At 61.9% G+C, this 18552-nt stretch carries 15 protein-coding genes and 1 pseudogene; 7 read left to right on the forward strand and 9 right to left on the reverse strand.

Annotated elements, in window-relative coordinates:
• Nucleotides 1-121: 121 nt before the first annotated feature.
• The 4 genes from ubiG (at nt 122) to yfaE (ending at nt 5036) form a co-directional block, all read left to right on the forward strand.
• Nucleotides 122-847, forward strand: coding sequence for a bifunctional 2-polyprenyl-6-hydroxyphenol methylase/3-demethylubiquinol 3-O-methyltransferase UbiG (gene ubiG, locus C3F38_RS19760; RefSeq protein ID WP_033641383.1), 726 nt, complete (start codon nt 122-124; stop codon nt 845-847).
• Between the two features lie 438 nt (nt 848-1285).
• A complete protein-coding gene (gene nrdA / locus C3F38_RS19765) occupies nt 1286-3574 on the forward strand; it encodes a class 1a ribonucleoside-diphosphate reductase subunit alpha (protein ID WP_033648028.1) in 2289 nt (762 codons plus the stop codon).
• A 67-nt stretch (nt 3575-3641) separates the two neighbouring features.
• Nucleotides 3642-4772 carry a class Ia ribonucleoside-diphosphate reductase subunit beta gene (gene nrdB, locus C3F38_RS19770; protein ID WP_019453694.1) on the forward strand — a complete coding sequence of 377 codons (1131 nt, stop codon included), beginning with the start codon at nt 3642-3644 and terminating at the stop codon, nt 4770-4772.
• A 3-nt stretch (nt 4773-4775) separates the two neighbouring features.
• Nucleotides 4776-5036, forward strand: coding sequence for a class I ribonucleotide reductase maintenance protein YfaE (gene yfaE, locus C3F38_RS19775; protein ID WP_033653779.1), 261 nt, complete (start codon nt 4776-4778; stop codon nt 5034-5036).
• A 59-nt stretch (nt 5037-5095) separates the two neighbouring features.
• On the opposite strand, the gene C3F38_RS26905 is transcribed toward yfaE, so the two are convergent.
• Together C3F38_RS26905 and C3F38_RS19785 are read right to left on the reverse strand one after the other, a co-directional pair.
• On the reverse strand, nt 5096-5248 hold the full coding sequence (locus C3F38_RS26905) for a Hok/Gef family protein (protein WP_055311787.1): 153 nt from the start codon (nt 5246-5248) through the stop codon (nt 5096-5098).
• Nucleotides 5249-5497: 249 nt separating this feature from the next.
• Nucleotides 5498-6319, reverse strand: a complete 822-nt coding sequence (locus C3F38_RS19785; RefSeq protein WP_055317189.1) for a helix-turn-helix domain-containing protein — start codon at nt 6317-6319, stop codon at nt 5498-5500.
• A 116-nt stretch (nt 6320-6435) separates the two neighbouring features.
• On the opposite strand from C3F38_RS19785, the gene C3F38_RS19790 reads away from it, so the two are divergent.
• Entirely contained in the window at nt 6436-7644 is a 1209-nt protein-coding gene (locus tag C3F38_RS19790) for an NAD(P)/FAD-dependent oxidoreductase (RefSeq protein ID WP_233211714.1), read from the forward strand.
• 3 nt (nt 7645-7647) lie between these two features.
• Here the strand turns inward: C3F38_RS19790 and C3F38_RS19795 are convergent, their stop codons facing one another.
• Nucleotides 7648-8844 (reverse strand): nicotinamide mononucleotide deamidase-related protein YfaY, encoded by a 1197-nt coding sequence (locus C3F38_RS19795; protein WP_038881933.1) that lies wholly within the window; start codon nt 8842-8844, stop codon nt 7648-7650.
• A gap of 245 nt (nt 8845-9089) precedes the next feature.
• On the opposite strand from C3F38_RS19795, the gene tyrP reads away from it, so the two are divergent.
• A complete protein-coding gene (gene tyrP / locus C3F38_RS19800) occupies nt 9090-10298 on the forward strand; it encodes a tyrosine transporter TyrP (RefSeq protein ID WP_004935940.1) in 1209 nt (402 codons plus the stop codon).
• 47 nt (nt 10299-10345) lie between these two features.
• On the opposite strand, the gene C3F38_RS19805 is transcribed toward tyrP, so the two are convergent.
• Nucleotides 10346-10885, reverse strand: a complete 540-nt coding sequence (locus C3F38_RS19805) for a YfaZ family outer membrane protein (RefSeq protein WP_038876374.1) — start codon at nt 10883-10885, stop codon at nt 10346-10348.
• 338 nt (nt 10886-11223) lie between these two features.
• On the opposite strand from C3F38_RS19805, the gene katA reads away from it, so the two are divergent.
• A complete protein-coding gene (gene katA / locus C3F38_RS19810; protein ID WP_025303647.1) occupies nt 11224-12660 on the forward strand; it encodes a catalase KatA in 1437 nt (478 codons plus the stop codon).
• A gap of 43 nt (nt 12661-12703) precedes the next feature.
• Here katA and menE read toward each other — a convergent pair whose 3' ends face one another.
• The 5 genes and pseudogenes from menE to menD form a co-directional block, all read right to left on the reverse strand.
• Nucleotides 12704-14089, reverse strand: coding sequence for an o-succinylbenzoate--CoA ligase (gene menE, locus C3F38_RS19815; RefSeq protein ID WP_055317188.1), 1386 nt, complete (start codon nt 14087-14089; stop codon nt 12704-12706).
• A complete protein-coding gene (gene menC, locus C3F38_RS19820; protein WP_038876380.1) occupies nt 14077-15060 on the reverse strand; it encodes an o-succinylbenzoate synthase in 984 nt (327 codons plus the stop codon). The genes menE and menC overlap by 13 nt, the downstream gene beginning before the upstream one ends.
• Nucleotides 15060-15917, reverse strand: a pseudogene (gene menB, locus C3F38_RS19825) (1,4-dihydroxy-2-naphthoyl-CoA synthase). Before menB ends, menC begins: the two are co-directional and overlap by 1 nt.
• 11 nt (nt 15918-15928) lie before the next feature.
• Complete coding sequence (gene menH, locus C3F38_RS19830) at nt 15929-16699, reverse strand: 2-succinyl-6-hydroxy-2,4-cyclohexadiene-1-carboxylate synthase (protein WP_055317187.1); 771 nt, start codon at nt 16697-16699, stop codon at nt 15929-15931.
• A complete protein-coding gene (gene menD, locus C3F38_RS19835; protein ID WP_055317186.1) occupies nt 16696-18372 on the reverse strand; it encodes a 2-succinyl-5-enolpyruvyl-6-hydroxy-3-cyclohexene-1-carboxylic-acid synthase in 1677 nt (558 codons plus the stop codon). The genes menH and menD overlap by 4 nt, the downstream gene beginning before the upstream one ends.
• Nucleotides 18373-18552 lie beyond the last annotated feature (180 nt).

Consider the following 18552-nt stretch of genomic DNA (forward strand, 5'->3'; position numbering starts at 1 on the left):
ATAACCGCCGCTGTTTCACGGAAATTGTGCAGATAAGTGCGCTAAAAACGCATCGGCGCAGACGATGCCGCGCCGGAACATGTATAATCCGCGCAACGAGAACAAGGAGCCAGACAAGCCCATGAACGCAGAATCATCCAGCCGAGTGCAAAACGTTGACCACCAGGAAATCGCCAAGTTCGAGGCCGTCGCCTCCCGCTGGTGGGATCTGGAAGGCGAGTTCAAACCGCTGCACCGCATCAACCCGCTGCGCCTGAACTACATCATGCAGCGCGCCGGCGGCATTTTTGACAAGCAGGTGCTCGACGTGGGCTGCGGCGGCGGCATTCTGGCGGAAAGCATGGCGCGCGAAGGCGCCAAGGTCACCGGCTTGGACATGGGCGCGGAGCCGCTGCAGGTCGCGCGGCTGCACGCGCTGGAAAGCGGCATGAACGTCACTTACGTGCAGGAGACGGTGGAAAGCCACGCTCAGGCCAACCCACAGCGCTATGACGTCGTCACCTGCATGGAGATGCTGGAGCACGTGCCGGATCCGGCCTCGGTGGTGCGCGCCTGCGCCCAGTTGGTGAAACCGGGCGGCCATGTGTTCTTCTCCACCATCAACCGCAACACCAAAGCCTGGCTGATGGCGGTGATCGGCGCGGAGTACGTGCTGAAGATGGTGCCGCAGGGCACCCACGATCATAAGAAGTTCATTCGCCCTTCCGAACTGATCGGCTGGGTCGACGGCACGCCGCTGCGCGAAAAGCACATGATCGGCCTGCATTACAACCCGATCACCGATCATTTCAAGCTTGGACGCAACGTTGACGTGAACTACATGGTGCACACCCAGCACGAAGGCTAAGCGTTGTAAACCGCGCCGGCCCTGCATTACCGGGGGGCGGCGCCGGCGGAGTATTCGGAAAAATACCTAATTTCCGCGACTTCGATCAAAATAGCCGTTGTAAACAGTTTTTTAGAATATTAAATCAGATCAATATGCCGTTTTTTTCTAACGTTTAATAAAGCGCCAAACGATCGGTTTTTTCAGTTTTTCAGTAAAATCTGATCGCGCTTATTGACAAGCTTGTCGCGCCAGTCACGGCGCGCGCTTCGCGCGGCAAGTTACATTTCACCCCCAAGTTATCCACAAATTAGGCCGGTTTTGTTCACTTGCAAACGCCGTTTTTTCTCACTATCTTGTTACCTCACCGACATACAACCCCTATATATAGTGTTTACATACTGAGCAGAGCGACTACACTTCTGCTTAGGGGCACCATACGGACAGGTAAAACACCACATGAACCAAAGTCTGCTTGTAACTAAACGCGATGGCCGTAAAGAGCGCATCAATCTCGACAAAATCCACCGGGTCATCGATTGGGCCGCGGAGGGATTACACAACGTCTCGGTTTCTCAAGTAGAGTTGCGTTCACACATTCAGTTTTATGACGGCATCAAAACCGCCGACATTCATGAAACCATCATCAAAGCCGCAGCCGATCTGATCTCCCGCGATGCGCCGGACTATCAGTACCTGGCCGCTCGCCTGGCGATCTTCCACCTGCGCAAAAAGGCTTATGGCCAGTTCGAACCGCCGAAGCTGCACGCCCACGTCACTCGCATGGTCGAGATGGGCAAATACGATAAGCATCTGCTGGAAGACTACAGCGCTGAAGAGTTCGAGCAGATGGATTCCTTTATCGATCACTGGCGCGACATGAACTTCTCCTATGCCGCCGTCAAGCAGCTGGAAGGCAAGTATCTGGTGCAGAACCGCGTCAGCGGCGAGATCTACGAAAGCGCCCAGTTCCTGTACATGCTGGTGTCCGCTTGCCTGTTCTCCAACTACCCGCGTGAAACTCGTCTGGATTACGTCAAACGTTTCTATGACGCGATTTCCACCTTCAAGATTTCGCTGCCTACGCCGATCATGTCCGGCGTGCGCACCCCAACCCGCCAGTTCAGCTCCTGCGTGCTGATCGAGTGCGGCGACAGCCTGGACTCCATCAACGCCACCTCCAGCGCCATTGTGAAATACGTCTCGCAGCGCGCCGGCATCGGTATCAACGCCGGCCGCATCCGCGCGCTGGGCAGCCCGATCCGTGGCGGTGAAGCCTTCCATACCGGCTGTATTCCGTTCTACAAACACTTCCAGACCGCCGTCAAATCCTGCTCGCAGGGCGGCGTGCGCGGTGGCGCGGCAACGCTGTTCTACCCGATGTGGCACCTGGAAGTGGAAAGCCTGCTGGTGTTGAAAAACAACCGTGGCGTTGAAGGCAACCGCGTGCGTCACATGGACTACGGCGTGCAGCTGAACCGCCTGATGTACCAGCGCCTGATCAAGGGCGAAGACATCACCCTGTTCAGCCCGTCCGACGTGCCGGGGTTGTATGACGCGTTCTTCGCCGATCAGGACGAATTCGAACGCCTGTATACCCAGTACGAGAAAGACGACAGCATTCGCCAGAAGCGCGTAAAAGCGGTTGAGCTGTTCTCGCTGATGATGCAAGAGCGCGCCTCTACCGGCCGCATCTACATCCAGAACGTCGACCACTGCAATACCCACAGCCCGTTCGATCCGCAGATCGCGCCGGTACGTCAGTCCAACCTGTGCCTGGAAATCGCCCTGCCGACCAAGCCGCTGGAAGACGTCAACGACGAAAACGGCGAGATTGCGCTGTGCACCCTGTCCGCCTTTAACCTGGGCGCGATCGACAGCCTGGACGATCTGGAAGAATTGGCAACCCTGGCGGTGCGCTCGCTCGACGCCCTGCTGGATTATCAGGATTATCCGATCAAGGCTGCGCACCGTGGCGCGATGGGCCGCCGCACCCTGGGCATCGGCGTCATCAACTTCGCCTATTACCTGGCGAAGAACGGCGTGCGCTACTCCGACGGCAGCGCCAACAACCTGACGCACAAAACGTTCGAAGCCATTCAGTACTACCTGCTGAAAGCCTCCAACCGTCTGGCTCAGGAACAAGGCGCTTGCCCGTGGTTCAAAGAGACCACTTATTCGCAGGGTATCCTGCCGATCGACACCTACAAGAAAGACCTGGATGCGGTCTGCAACGAGCCGCTGCACTACGACTGGGAAACCCTGCGTAAAGAGATCCAGGAAACCGGTCTGCGCAACTCGACGCTGTCTGCGCTGATGCCGTCGGAAACCTCTTCGCAGATTTCCAACGCCACCAACGGCATCGAGCCGCCGCGCGGCCACATCAGCATCAAGGCGTCGAAAGACGGCATCCTGCGCCAGGTGGTGCCGGAGTATGAGCGTCTGAAAGACAACTACGAGCTGCTGTGGGAAATGCCAAGCAACGACGGCTATCTGCAGCTGGTGGGGCTGATGCAGAAATTCATCGACCAGTCGATTTCGGCCAACACCAACTACGATCCGACCCGCTTCCCGGGCGGCAAGGTGCCGATGAAGCAGCTGTTGAAAGACCTGCTCACCACCTACAAGTTTGGCGTGAAAACGCTGTACTACCAAAACACCCGCGACGGTGCGGAAGACGCCCAGGAAGATTTGCAGCCTGCCAAGGCCGGCGATGACGACTGCGAAAGCGGCGCCTGCAAGATCTAAAGTTTGACCTAGCGGGCCGGAATTTTCCGGCCCCTTCATTTAGCCACGTTACGATGGATTCAGGCTTATGGCTTACACCACTTTTTCTCAGACCAAAAACGACCAGCTGCAAGAGCCGATGTTCTTCGGCCAGTCGGTAAACGTTGCGCGTTTCGACCAGCAAAAGCATGAAATCTTCGAAAAACTGATCGAAAAGCAGCTCTCCTTCTTCTGGCGCCCGGAAGAAGTTGACGTCTCCCGCGATCGCATCGATTACCAGGCGCTGCCGGAGCACGAGAAGCACATCTTCATCAGCAACCTGAAGTATCAGACGCTGCTGGATTCCATCCAGGGCCGCAGCCCGAACGTCGCGCTGCTGCCGCTGATCTCGATCCCTGAGCTGGAAACCTGGGTGGAAACCTGGTCGTTCTCCGAGACTATCCACTCCCGTTCCTACACTCACATCATCCGCAACATCGTCAACGATCCGGCGCTGGTGTTCGACGACATCGTCACCAACGAAGAGATCAAGAAGCGCGCGAAAGACATCTCCGGCTACTACGACGATCTGATCGAGATGACCAGCTACTATCACCTGCTGGGTGAAGGCACCCACCAGGTGAACGGTAAAACCGTCACCGTCAATCTGCGCGCGCTGAAAAAGCAGCTGTACCTGTGCCTGATGAGCGTGAACGCGCTGGAAGCGATCCGCTTCTACGTCAGCTTCGCCTGCTCCTTCGCATTCGCCGAGCGCGAACTGATGGAAGGCAACGCCAAAATCATCAAGCTGATCGCCCGCGACGAAGCGCTGCACCTGACCGGCACCCAGCACATGCTGAACCTGATGCGTTCCGGCGCCGACGATCCTGAAATGGCGGAGATCGCCGAGGAATGTCAGCAGCAGTGCTACGATCTGTTCGTGCTGGCCGCCCAGCAGGAGAAAGAGTGGGCGGAATACCTGTTCCGCGACGGCTCGATGATCGGCCTGAACAAAGACATCCTGTGCCAGTATGTGGAGTACATCACCAATATCCGCATGCAGGCGGTCGGCCTCGGTCTGCCGTTCGAAACCCGCTCCAACCCGATCCCGTGGATCAACGCCTGGTTGGTGTCCGACAACGTACAGGTAGCGCCGCAGGAAGTGGAAGTGAGCTCCTACCTGGTTGGCCAGATCGACTCGGAGATCAACGCCGACGACCTGAGCGACTTCGAACTGTAAGCAATGGCGACGCCAATCGTAACGCTGCGCGCCGCCGGCACGCAGCTCTCCTGCCCTAACAGTGAAAACTGCCTGCTCGACGTGCTGGAACTGCACGACGTGCAGGTGGAGTACCAATGCCGCTCCGGCTATTGCGGCGCCTGCCGCCTGAAGCTGGTGAAAGGCGAAGTGGCCTACCGCCAACAGCCGCTGGCGTTTATCAACGCCGGCGAAATCCTGCCCTGCTGCTGCATGCCGCTGACGGATATCGAGCTGGAAATGTAAAGTCGGGTGCCGGAAATCGCGCCTGGAGACCAGAAGGCGGGGTTGCCCCCGCCCTAGGATTACCCCTTCACCTCACACGCCAACCTGATCAGGATAGTGATATTTTCCTGGTAGATTTTCAGCTCGCACAGCGAGTCTCTTATCATCCAGATAAATAACAAAACCGTAATACATACAACGGCTAGCGAGTGAAACACATACCTTAAGCGCATGCTTGCCTCCTTGCTGTGAAGGGGCTACCATACCGGTGTCTAGGCGGTATGTGCAGCCCCATTCTGATTGAGAGTCAGTCTGGGGCTTTCATCTATCCGCCTTGTCACACAATGCCCAAGACGAACAGTCTCAAGCACCCGTCAAGAGAGTAACAGCATTCCCCCGGCGCGAATATCCCCTATAACATTATGATTAATCAGGGATATATAACCGTCACAAAAGCATCTCCTCCCTCATCCCCGGCCTGATTAGCGCCCCTTTCCCGCCAATGTGGAAAAATAACGCGCCGGGGAATCGCCGAAGGCTTTACGAAACATGGCGATAAAATTGCTCGGCGAGGCATACCCCAGCGCCTCCGCAATCTGCAGCACCGTTTCGCCTTCGGCCAGCTTCGCCAACGCATATGACAACCGAGCCTGCTGACGCCACTGGGCAAAACTCAGCCCCGTCTCGCCGATCATCAGCCGCCGCAGGGTACGCGGCGACATCGCCCCCCATTCAGCCCACGCCTCCAGTGAACGTTCGCTCCCCGGCTGCGCCAGCAAGGCCTGCAGAACGCCGGCCAGGCGCGGATGGGACGACATCGGTAAATACAGCGGCTCCGTCGGCGCCAGCCGTATCTCGTCACGCATCACCTGCGCCATACGCTCCTGCTCCAGGGTAAGCGCGCTGCGTTTGTCCCAGCCTTCCGCACGCTGAGCCAACGCCTGCAGCACTGCGCTGATGCCGATAACGCAAGGTGTATTCGACAGATCGTTGCAGGCCTCCGGCGCCAGCAGCAAACTCCAGCCGCTCAGCGCGCCGCAGACCTGCACCCGGTGCTGCGTCGCCGGCGGGATCCAACCCGCCCGCTGAGGCGGAAGCACCCAGTCGCCCTGCGCCGTGCGTACATGCAGCAAGCCGCTTTCAACGCACAGCAACTGCCCTCGCACATGCTGATGCCAGTCGTATTCGCGCGTGCCCAACCGATACTCCCGGCCTGCCGCGTCGCGGCCGCCAAGGGCGATCAGCCAGGGGCCCGCCGACCATTCGCTGCAGTCAGCGTCGAGGGCATGAAGGTTTGCATTCATATTGGCCACTAATCACTATTTTTAGTCCAGATACCGTTATACCAACCTTTTCCTGCGCCGACATAATGAAATGCTTCCGGCCGCGACCGTCTGTGGCCACTGACTCAAGAGGGAACATGATGACAACACTCAGCATTGGCATTATCGGCGCCGGGCCCGGCGGCCTGTGTCTGGCTCAGGGACTGCGCCGCTTCGGCATCCACGCCACGGTGTTTGAACGCGACACCACACCGCAAGCGCGCGATCAGGGCTACCGGCTGCGCATCGATCCGTCGGGCCAGCAGGCGCTGGCCGCCTGCCTGCCGCCGGCGCACTACCGGTTGCTCTGCGCCGGCAGCGCGCAAAACAGCGGCGAGAGCAATCTATGGGATCCGCAGCTTGCCCCGCTCACCGGCCGGCGCCCCGAGCACTGGTTGCCCTCCAGCCAGCGCCAAACGCAAGAACCGGGCGGCGATCTCGGCATTCATCGCCAAACGCTGCGCGAGATCCTGCTTGCCGGCCTGCAAGAGCGGGTGCGTTTCGGCCATACCTTGCGTGAATTTGCGCAGACGCCGCAGGGCGTGGAACTTCAGTTCGCCAACGGCGAACACGTGCGGGTCGATGTGCTGATCGCCGCCGACGGCGTCAACTCGCTGGTGCGGCGGCGCTGCCTGCCCAAGGCGGGCCCCGAAGACAGCGGCGCGGTCACCCTCTACGGCAAAACGCCGCTCGATGCGGCGACCCGTGCCCAATTGGCCCCCGAATTGCTGCGCGGCGTGTCGGTCGTCTTCGCCGACGGCTTGTCGCTGGTGATTGAACCGATGCGCTTTCAGGCGCCCATGGCGCAGCTGGCAGCCGACTATGCGCCGGATTGCCCCCTCACGCCGGTCGACGACTATCTTTATTGGGCCTGTATCGGAACGGCTGAACGGCTCGGCGGGCCGGCGCGGGCGGAAGGAAGCGCTGCGCTGCAGGCACGCGTAAGGCATATCTCGCAGGGATGGGCCCCCGCTTTGCAAACGGCGTTAGCGCTGGCGGATCCCCTGTCGCTCAGCGTGCGGGCGGTGCAGGTCACGAAGGCGATGCCGGTGTGGCACAGCGAACGCATCGCCTTTCTCGGCGACGCCGTGCATGTCATGAGCCCGGCGGGTGGGCTCGGCGCCAACACCGCGTTGGCGGACGCCGCCAGCCTGGCGACGCATCTGGCGCAGGCCGGCAGCGCCGCGCAGGCACTCAAGGACTATGGTGCAGATCTGCAAACGCGGGGCGCGGCGGCGATACGCCTTTCACGCCTGGCGTCCGAACGGCTGCAGCAAAACCGTGACGCCGGCGACTCAGCGCCATGACCGTCACTCGATAATTTCCACCACCTCCAGCCAGGCGTTTTTACCGCACGCCTGGCCCCCATTAAGCCAGCGGCGCAGCATATCCAGCGCCAGCATCGCCACCGACTCCTGCCGCAGCCGCAGGCCGTGGCGCGACGCCCGATAACGCACCGTCTGGCCAATGCCGCCGCGCGGCGTATGCAGCGCAATGCTCACCTGCTCGTCGCGCATGGCGCTGACCGCCAACGCCAACGGCGCACCGGTCAATTCCGCCAGCGAACGGGCGCGCGCCAGCGTCGTTTCCAGCGTTTCGATGCAGTGCGCCGGCAGCAGCTCGCCCCCCGCCAGCGGCGCCCCTTCGCTCTGCAGCTGCAGATTGATCAACCCGGCGCTGAACTGCTCGCTCAACGCCAGCTTCAGCCCTTGCTGATTCAGACGCTGCGTCAGCGTCGCCGGCAACCCGGCGGTGCCTTCAAAGATGCAGTTGTCCCCCGCCACCTCGCGCACGCGTCGCCAGGCCTGCTCCATTTCCACACGCCGGCTTTCCGGCCCGGTCAGCTTCAGCTCGATAATCGGGCTGGATGAGCGGTAGCCCAGCACCACTTCCGGCGGCAGCGGCATGCCATCCAGCTCGGCGGCCAGATCGCTCTCGGAGGTGCCGAAGGTGGTCAGGCGCAGGCACAGCGGCGGCGCCGGCAAGGTGAAGCGCTGGCGCAGGCGCGGCACGATCTGCTGTTCGACCATCACTTTGAATTCCGACGGCACGCCGGGGGTGAAGAACATCTGACATTTGTTCAGCTGCAGCGCAAACCCACAGGCGGTGCCTACCGGGTTATCCAGCATTTCCGCGTTGGCCGGGATCTGCGCCTGCTTGCGGTTGGAAGGGGCCATCGGCCGCCCGCGCTCGGCGAAATAGGCTTCCATGCGCGCCAGCCAGTCGGCCCGTTCGACCAGCTCTACGCCACAGGCTTTCGCGGCGGCCAGCGCGCTGAGATCGTCGCTGGTCGGCCCCAGGCCGCCGTTGACGATCAGCACATCGGCGATATGGCTTCGTTCCTGCAGGATCTCGATCAACGCAGAGAGGCTGTCCCCGACTGTTTCACGCCCGCTCATCGGCACTCCCTGCTGGAACAGGTAGTCCGCCAGCCAGGCGGCGTTGGTATCAATAATTTGCCCGTGCAGCACCTCATCGCCGGTGCTGAGCATCTCCACCCTTAACATTGATCTCTCCCACATTTTTTGGTCATTCCACTATAGAAGCCCGTAAATAACTTTTCACTAGCCGCCTGCGGATAATTTCAGCCATGGGCCCGTTCCTCATGCGCCATGCAGCTCGCCACAATGTAAACATTTCTGTACACCATGCGTAACGTCGGTTTGACACAAATTAGGGCTTCCACTATCCTGCCATCCTCATAAATCGTTACCTATAATTTTCAAAATCTTTCGGCTGGTAGAGAAAAAACGTGAAGAATCGCACTCTTGGCAGTGTTTTTATCGTGGCGGGCACCACCATTGGCGCCGGGATGCTGGCGATGCCGCTGGCGGCAGCCGGTGTCGGCTTCGGCGTCACGCTGGCCTTACTGGTCGGGCTGTGGCTGTTGATGTGTTACACCGCGCTGCTGCTGGTGGAGGTTTACCAGCATGAGCAGGCGGATACCGGTCTGGGCACGCTCGCCAAACGTTATCTCGGCGGCGGCGGCCAGTGGCTGACCAGCTTTAGCATGATGTTCCTGATGTACGCCCTCACCGCCGCCTATATCAGCGGCGCCGGCGAATTGCTCGCCACCAGCATCAGCCAATGGACGTCGCAGGACTTCCCGGTGTCGCTCGGCGTCCTGCTGTTCACCCTGGTGGCCGGCGGCGTGGTGTGCATCGGCACCCACTCGGTGGACTTGTTCAACCGCATCCTGTTCAGCGCCAAAGTGGTGTTTCTGGTGGTGATGCTCGGCCTGATGTTGCCGAATATCCACCAGACCAATCTGATGACGTTGCCGCTGGAGCAAGGCCTGGCGTTATCGGCCATTCCGGTGATCTTCACTTCATTTGGCTTCCACGGCAGCGTGCCGAGCATCGTCAACTACATGGGCGGCAACATTCGCAAACTGCGTTGGGTGTTTATCATCGGCAGCGCCATCCCGCTGATCGCCTATATCTTCTGGCAGCTGGCGACGCTGGGCAGCATCAGCTCCGACACCTTCGTCGGCATTCTGGCGCAGCAGGCCGGGCTGAACGGCCTGTTGCAGGCGGTGCGCGATGCGGTGGCTTCGCCGCACGTTGAACTGGCGGTGCACCTGTTCGCCGACCTGGCGCTGGCGACCTCGTTCCTCGGCGTGGCGCTCGGGCTGTTCGATTTCCTGGCCGACCTGTTCAAACGGCAAGACAACGTGCGTGGCCGCCTGCAAACCGGCGCCATCACCTTCCTGCCGCCGCTGGCCTTTGCGCTGTTCTACCCGCGCGGCTTCGTGCTGGCGTTGGGATTCGCCGCCATCGCCCTGTCGGTGCTGGCGCTGCTGTTGCCTTCACTGCTGGTGTGGAAAACCCGCCAAAAGCATCAGGCGCAGTATCGCGTCTGGGGCGGTACGCCGGCGCTGGCGCTGGTGTTTGTCTGTGGGGTAACGGTGATCGCCATCCAACTGGGCATCGCCAGCGGCATGCTGCCGGCGGTGGGGTAAGCCAGGCAGAAAAGATAAAGGGGCCTGAAGGCCCCTTTTTCGCAGCGTCAGAAGCTCAGACCGACACCGACATAAGGGCCATCGGCCAGGGTGTTGTCGCGACGCCCGTCTTTGCCTTCCATTTGCATGTAACGGTAGCCCACGTCCACGCTCAGCGGACGGAACTTCCAGCGCAGGCCGCCGCTGGCTTCGTTATAGGCCTTCACGCCGCTGGTGAAAGAGTCAGGGGCAAAGTAACCTTCGCCGTGCAGGCTGAAGTAACGGTTAATTTCCCACTCCAGGCCGCCGCCCAGCGCCACCGCCCCGCCGCTCTTCCCATCTTTCGGGCTGAGGTACAGCGCTTTGGCGCCCACAGTCGCCGTCAACGGCCCCAGCGGCACGCCGAAGTTCAACCCCACGCTGCCGACGTTACCGTCGTGGTCGCTGCGCGCCCAGTTGCCGGTCAGGCCCAGACCTGAAGAGCCGGTGCTCATGCCAACGCCCAGGTTGGTGTAGTGTTGCCCGGCTTCGCCCGACACGCTGATGGCGTTCGCCGCGCCGGTCACAAACAGCAATCCTGCCGCGCACGCGACCCAAGTCTTTTTCATCATCTTTCCCTCTGGTTTGTCATCCGTACCGAATGATCGAATCAACGCAAAATAATAACGTCATGAGTCTATACCAAAGCGCAATGAGTATTTAAGGGATAAAAGCGAAAAAATTCTTCAATAATCAAATAAATGTAAAAATTTGCAAACAAAAATCCTTATTCGTCAAGGCGATGCCAACGATAACCGAGACCTATTTGCCGGCGCTCGGCAATAGGGCTACAACTAGTAGTGGCTTTGACCAAGGTCAGGGGAAGAAGCCCCGCCAAAGGACTATGCTGATGAACGCTTAAACCGCCCGAGTCTTTACTTAACTGCACTACGATAAGGAGCAAGTGATGAGCAAGAAAGGACTGACCACCGCAGCCGGCGCCCCGGTTGTCGATAACAATAACGTGATCACCGCGGGCAAACGCGGCCCGATGCTGTTGCAGGACGTGTGGTTCCTGGAAAAACTGGCCCACTTCGACCGCGAGGTCATCCCCGAGCGCCGCATGCACGCCAAAGGATCCGGCGCCTACGGCACCTTTACCGTCACCCATGACATCACCCGCTACACGCGCGCCAAGATCTTCTCCGAAATCGGTAAGCAGACCGACATGTTTATCCGCTTCTCCACCGTCGCCGGTGAGCGCGGCGCGGCCGACGCCGAACGCGACATTCGCGGTTTCGCCATGAAGTTCTATACCGAAGAAGGCAACTGGGATTTGGTGGGCAACGATACGCCGGTGTTCTATCTGCGCGATCCGCTGAAATTCCCCGACCTTAACCACGTGGTGAAACGCGATCCGCATACCAACCTGCGCAACCCCGTCTACAAGTGGGACTTCTTCTCCCACCTGCCGGAATCGCTGCACCAGCTGACCATCGACTTCAGCGATCGCGGCATTCCGAAATCCTACCGTCACATGCACGGTTTCGGCAGCCACACCTTCAGCTTTATCAATGCCGCCAACGAACGTTTCTGGGTGAAATTCCACTTCCGCTGCGAGCAAGGCATTGAAAACCTGATGGATGAAGAAGCAGAAGCGATCATCGCCAAGGATCGCGAAAGCTCACAGCGCGATCTGTTCGACGCGATCAAACGCGGCGACTTCCCGCGCTGGAAGCTGCAAATTCAGATCATGCCGGAACACGAAGCCTCGCAGACGCCGTATAACCCGTTCGATCTGACCAAGGTGTGGCCACACGGCGACTATCCGCTGATCGACGTCGGCTATTTCGAGCTGAACCGCAACCCCGACAACTACTTCTCAGAGGTTGAGCAGGTAGCGATGAACCCCGCCAACGTGGTGCCGGGCATCAGTTTCTCACCGGATAAAATGCTGCAGGGCCGTCTGTTCTCCTATGGCGATGCGCACCGTTATCGCTTGGGCGTCAACCACCACCAGATCCCGGTGAACGGCGCCAAATGCCCGTTCCACAACTACCATCGCGACGGCGCGATGCGCGTGGACGGCAACAGCGGCAACGGCGCCACCTACGAACCGAACAGCTTCGGCCTGTTCCAGGAGCAGCCGGACTTCAGCGAGCCGCCGCTGAGCATTGAGGGCGCGGCCGACCACTGGAATCATCGTGAAGACGACGATTACTACAGCCAGCCGCGCGCGCTGTTCAACCTGCTGAGCGCCGAAGAGCACCAGCGCATGTTCACCCGCATCGCCGGCGAACTGTCGCAGGTGCCGGAACACATCCAGCGCCGTCAGGTCGAGCTGTTCACCAAGGTGCACCCGGACTACGGCGCCGGCGTCGCCAAGGCGCTGGGGCTGAAATAACCCCCTGCAGCCATCCGCTCAGCCGCCCTTTCGGGCGGCTTTTTTATGCCTGAGAGAGACGCTGCGCCACCCACTGCTGCAACTGGCGGCGCGAAATCTTGATGCCGCCGTTTTTCAGCTCGTCAGGCAGCGGAAGCAATGCCGTCGGGCGTTGGAAATTGGCGAGCTTATCCTGCGACCAGGCGAGCAGCGTCGCCAGCGACAGCGACGGATCGCCGTCGATCACCGCCACCGGCCGCTGGCCGAACTCGGCATCCGCCACCGGCACCACAAACGCCTGCGTGATCTGCGGATGCGCCGCCAGCACGCGTTCGATATCCTCCGGCTGCACCCCTTCACCGCCGCTGAAGAACAGGTTGTCCAACCGGCCGAGAATACGCAGTTCCCCCTCGGCCATCGCGCCGCGATCGCGGGTCGCAAACCAGCCCTGTTCATCGGCCAGCGGCTGCAGATGCCCATGACGCCAGTAGCCGAGCGCCAGGCTCTCGGCGCGGATCCAGACTTCTTCGTCCACCAGTTTGATCTCGCGGCCGCCGAGCGGCAGGCCAACGCCCGGCCGCGCATCGGCGCGCTTGGCGCACACCGTGGAAGCCAGTTCGGTCAAGCCGTAGCCGCACCAGCAGCGGATCCCCGCCTCCTCCGCCCGCTCGGTCAGTTCCACCGGGATCATCGCGCCGCCGAGCAGCACCGCCTTCAGCGTCATGCCCGCCAGCGGTTGCGCCAGCAGCCGCCACAGCTGGGTCGGCACCAACGAGGCATGCGTGCATCCCGCCAACGCCTCGTTCAGCGGGTGCATCTCGCGCACCGCCAACCGGGCGCCCGCCGCCAGCCAGCGCCAGACAATGCCCTGTCCGGAGACGTGAAACAGCGGCAATGACAGCAGCCAGCAATCCTCGCGCTGAAACGCCATCAGCTCCAACACCCCGGCGGCGCTGGCCAGATGGTTGGCGTAGCTGTGCGCGGCCGCTTTCGGCATGCCGCTGGAACCGGAGGTCAACGTCAGCGTCGCCAGACGCTGCGCATCCCACGTCGGCAGGTCTGGCCAACGCGGCTCGGTCGACGGCGGGGTCAATCGAATCACGTCTTCCGGCAGCGGCGGCAACGAGTCCGGGCCGAAGACAAAGGTCATATCCAATTCCGGCAACAGCTGCGCCAGCAGCGGCGTCGGCAGGGCGGGATTGAGCGGCAACAGACGTGCGCCGCACTGCAACAGCGCCAGATAGGCCAGCAGTAGTGGATAGCTGTTTTTACCGCACAGCGCCACGCCGCAGCCCGGTTCAACGCCCTGATGCTGGAAATCCGCCGCCAGCTCATCCACCTGGCTTTGCAACGCCAGCCAGCTCAGCGGTTGTTCGCCGAGCATCAGCGCCGTCACCTGCGGCTGAGTGCGCGCCCAGTGTCGCCACGGCCAATCGTTCAACGGCGCCATAGGCACTCCAACGCCGAGACATCCAACAGCGGCAACGCGCTGCCCGGCCACGGGCGCAGCACCTGCGCCTGCATCAACCCCAGCGTGTCCAGCCCCGGCACGGTGTCCGGCGTCAGCCAGCGGGCGATGCGCGCCAGCTGGGTTAACCCCAGGCTGGACTCGATGCTGGAACTGATCACCGCCGTCAGCCCCGCCGCATGCGCCTGCGCCACCAGCGCCTGGCAGCGCGCCAGGCTGCCGACCAGCGTCGGTTTGATCACGATGGCTGCCACGCCCGGCTCGGCCTGCACCACAAAGTCCGCCTCACGCACGCTCTCATCCCAGGCGATGGCAATGCCGGTCGCCCGGGCGAAATCGCGCGATTCATCACGGGTCTTGCAGGGCTCTTCCAAAAAGGCGATACGATCGCGCCACGCCGGGTTGACGTATTTGGCGAAGCCGTCGGCTTTGGCGCGGGTCCAGCTGCGGTTGGCATCCAGCCGCAGCCGAAGATCCGGCAGCGCCTCCAGCAGCACGTTGACGATCATGCCGTCGCGCACCGCTTCATACAGCCCCACCTTCACTTTCGCGACTTTCTCGCCCGGCAAGGCGCTCAATATCTCGAACAGCTCGTCCGGATCGCCGGTGCACAGCGGCGCCTTGCGGAAATCCGCCCGCATCGGCAAACGCTGCTCCAGCTCGGCCTGCGCGCAGCTAATCCCAAAGGCCACCGAGGGCAGCGTGCTGTCATCCGGTTCGTTGCCCGCCAACCAGGCCTGCAGCCAGTCCAACGCGGCCTGTTCGGCCTGCCCCGACGTTTCCCGGCTGAATTCCGGCAGCGGCGCGATCTCGCCCCAGCCTTCACGCTCGCCCTGACGCAGCTGCACCACCCATCCGTCACGCGTTTTCAACCGCTGATTGCGCAGCACCACGCCCGCCTCCATCGGCAGGCTGTAACGGTAAAGCGCCGCGCTGCGGTTTACCCCGCTCATTACGGGTTACGCTTGAATTTGCTGAAGTCCGGCTGACGCTTCTCGTTGAACGCGTTGCGCCCTTCCTGCCCTTCGTCGGTCATGTAGAACAGCATGGTGGCGTTGCCCGCCAGCTCCTGCAAACCGGCCTGGCCGTCGCAGTCGGCGTTCAGCGCCGCCTTCAGGCAGCGCAGCGCCATCGGGCTGTTCTGCAGCATTTCTCGGCACCAGCGCACCGTCTCTTTCTCCAGGTCGGCCAACGGCACCACGGTATTGACCAGGCCCATGTCCAACGCGGCAGCGGCATCGTACTGGCGGCACAGGAACCAGATTTCGCGCGCCTTCTTCTGGCCGACGATGCGCGCCATGTAAGACGCGCCCCAGCCGCCGTCGAACGAGCCCACTTTCGGGCCGGTCTGGCCGAAGATGGCGTTATCCGCCGCGATGGTCAGATCGCACATCATGTGCAGCACGTGTCCGCCGCCGATCGAATAACCGGCCACCATCGCCACCACCGGTTTCGGGCAGGTGCGGATCTGGCGCTAGAAGTCCAGCACGTTGAGGTGATGCACGCCGCTGTCGTCGCGATAGCCGCCGTAGTCGCCGCGCACTTTCTGATCGCCACCGGAGCAGAAGGCCTTATCGCCGGCGCCGGTCAGAATAATGACGCCGATGCCATCGTCGTAACGGGCGTTGGCCAGCGCGTCAATCATCTCTTTGACCGTTTGCGGACGAAACGCATTGCGCACCTGCGGCCGGTTAATGGTGATTTTGGCGATGCCGTCGGCGGACTTGTGATACAGAATGTCTTCGAAATCACCGGTGCAATCCTGCCAGACGATGGCGGCATACAGCTGTTCTTCATTCGGATAAAGCATGTTCGGTTCCTTTAACCAGGGTTAACGAGAAAGGTCTGCAGCTCGGCGACGAAATCCTGCGGATTGGCCAGATGCGCGTTGTGCCCGGCCTGCGGCACGATGCGCAACGGCAACCCGGCGTCGCGCGCCAGCCGTTGAAATTTGGGGTCGTTCTCACCGCACAGCACCTGCAGCGGCATGCTCAGTTGGCGCAGCTGCGGCGCCAGATAGGGCTGCCGCCCGAGCGACGTGGCTTCGAGCATGTCGGCGATCGCCGGGCCGCTGTTGACCGAGCGCGCGGCGATCAGCGCCTGACGGTGCACGTGGCTAAGCTCTTTGAACACCGGCTGCTGGTACCAATCCGCCAGGACCTCGGCGATCGGCTCACTGCGAAAACGCGCCGCCCACAGCGCATCCTGTTCGCAGCGCCGGCGGCGCTGCTCTTCGTCCTCCAGCCCCGGGTTGCCGCCCTCGACGATCACCCCCTGCAGGCCGGCATGGCGGCCGTGGCAGGCGTGATACATGGCGATGCGCCCGCCGAGCGAGTAGCCCACCAGCCAATAACGTTCGATATTGCGCAGCTGCAGCGTGGCGGCGATCTGCGCGCTGATGTCGTCGAAGCCGCGGCAACTCACCGCCACGGAATCGCCGTGGCCGGGCAGATCGATGGCCAGCGATGGCCATTCCGGGCAGCGTGCGGCGATCACCCGCCATTCATTGTTGTTGCCAAGCAGGCCATGCAGCCACACCAGCCACGGGCGGCCCGCTTCGCCCTGTTGCAAAATTCGCGTCGCCAGCATCATTGCACCGCCATCTGTTGCACCAGGTATTGCAGGCTTTCGGCCCCCGCGCTCGGCGTCACCTGCAGTTCGATAAGCGTGGCGCCGCCGCGCCGCCAGCCTTGTTCAACCGCCTGTTGCAGCTGGCTCCAGTTCTCCGGCCGCGCGTAACCCAGTTGGAACATCGCCGCCGCGTGGCTGAACTCGACGTTCTGCGGCATGCAGTAAAAGCGCTGACGATCCTCTTCCGGCGTCGGCAGCAGCGAGAAAATTTGGCCGCCGTTGTTGTTGACGACGATCAGCACCGTCGGCGCCGAGCTCTGGCGCAGCAGCGCCAGCGCATTGAGGTCATACAGAGCGGAAAGATCGCCCACCACCGCCAACGTCGGTCTGGCGGTGGCGCGCTGCACGCCGGCGGCGGTGGAGATCAGGCCGTCGATGCCGCTGGCGCCGCGGTTGCTGAATACCGGGTAGGCGACGGGCAATGGCGTTAACGCGTCGATCAGTCGCACCACCAGGCTGTTGCCGAGAAACAGCTGGCCGTTCACCGGCAGCAGTTCCGGCAGGCGGTGCGCCAGCTGCGCTTCGCCAAAGCTATCGTGCAGATGCGTGGATGCCGCCGTCAGCGCCTTATCCGCCAGCGCGGCCAGCCCGGCGGCCCACGGCGCGCGCGGCTGTGCCGGGTGCTGCGCCAACCACTGTGCCACGCCGGCGCGCAGGCGCCGCCCCCGGTGCTGGGCCGGATCGAGCCGCCCCGGCAGCTCGTCGATGACCCAATACTCTTCGGGCCGGCACTGCGCCTGCCACTGCAGCAGGCGTTTGCCGGTCAGGCTGCCGCCGAACTGCACCACCAGTTGCGCATCTTGCAGTACGCGCTGCGCCTGCGGATGAGCGAGCCACAAATCGGCGCAGGGCAGCGGTTGCCCGGTCTGCGACAGCACGTCGCCGATCAGCGGCCAGCCCAGCGTTGCGGCCCATTCGGCCACCTGAGCGCCCTCTTGCGCGCTCAGGCGCCCGGCCAGCACCACGCCGCGTTTCTGCCGCCAGAAGAACCAGTCCGGCTGCGGCAATGGCGCCGCATGCCTTTCGCTTTCCTGCAGCCACGGGCGATCGCTCTGCCACCAGTCGCCCAGCGCGGCGGACCAATCGGCATAGTGACGTTCGTCGCCGCCGTACAGCGGCTCGGCGAACGGGCAGTTGATGTGCAAAGCGCCGTGCTGCAGGCGCGCCATCGCGCTGTCGACGCTGGAGGCCAGCCACGCGGCCGGAATATCCGGGGTAGGACGCGGCAGCTCGATCGCCAGCGTCGGGTGGCTGCTGTAGAGGCCGTTTTGACGGATCGCCTGATTGGCGCCGCAGTCGATCAACTCCGGCGGCCGATCGGCGGTGAGAAACACCAGCCGCTCACCGGTCAGGCCGGCTTCGATCAACGCGGGATAAAGGTTCGCCGCCGCGGTGCCGGACGTGACGATCACCGCCACCGGCTCACGCGCCGCCTTCGCCAGCCCAAGCGCCAGATGGCCGAGCCCGCGCTCATCAAAATGGGTATGACAGATAAACGATCGGTTGGCCGCAGCGGCCAGCGTCAGCGGCGTAGAGCGCGATCCCGGAGCGATACAAACATGCCGTACCCCATGGCGGGCCAGCGCCTCGAGCAGCACAGCCGCCCACCGGCGATTAAAAACACTTGTCGACATAGTTCGCTCACAAGTCAGTTAGCAGAGATCGTCTCCGGCGCAGCCGACGGACGCCGCGCCTGTAGTTACGCTCTGTATTATATGAGGTGTTATTTTCACGGCTTTTGCGCCAGCGCAAGAACGCCGTATATCCCTGGGTGTTTACACCAGATAATTATTTGATTTAGAACAAAAAACAAA

Origin of the sequence: Serratia sp. SSNIH1, assembly GCF_002935055.1 — a bacterium.
GTDB classification, from domain to species: Bacteria; Pseudomonadota; Gammaproteobacteria; order Enterobacterales; family Enterobacteriaceae; genus Serratia; species Serratia nevei.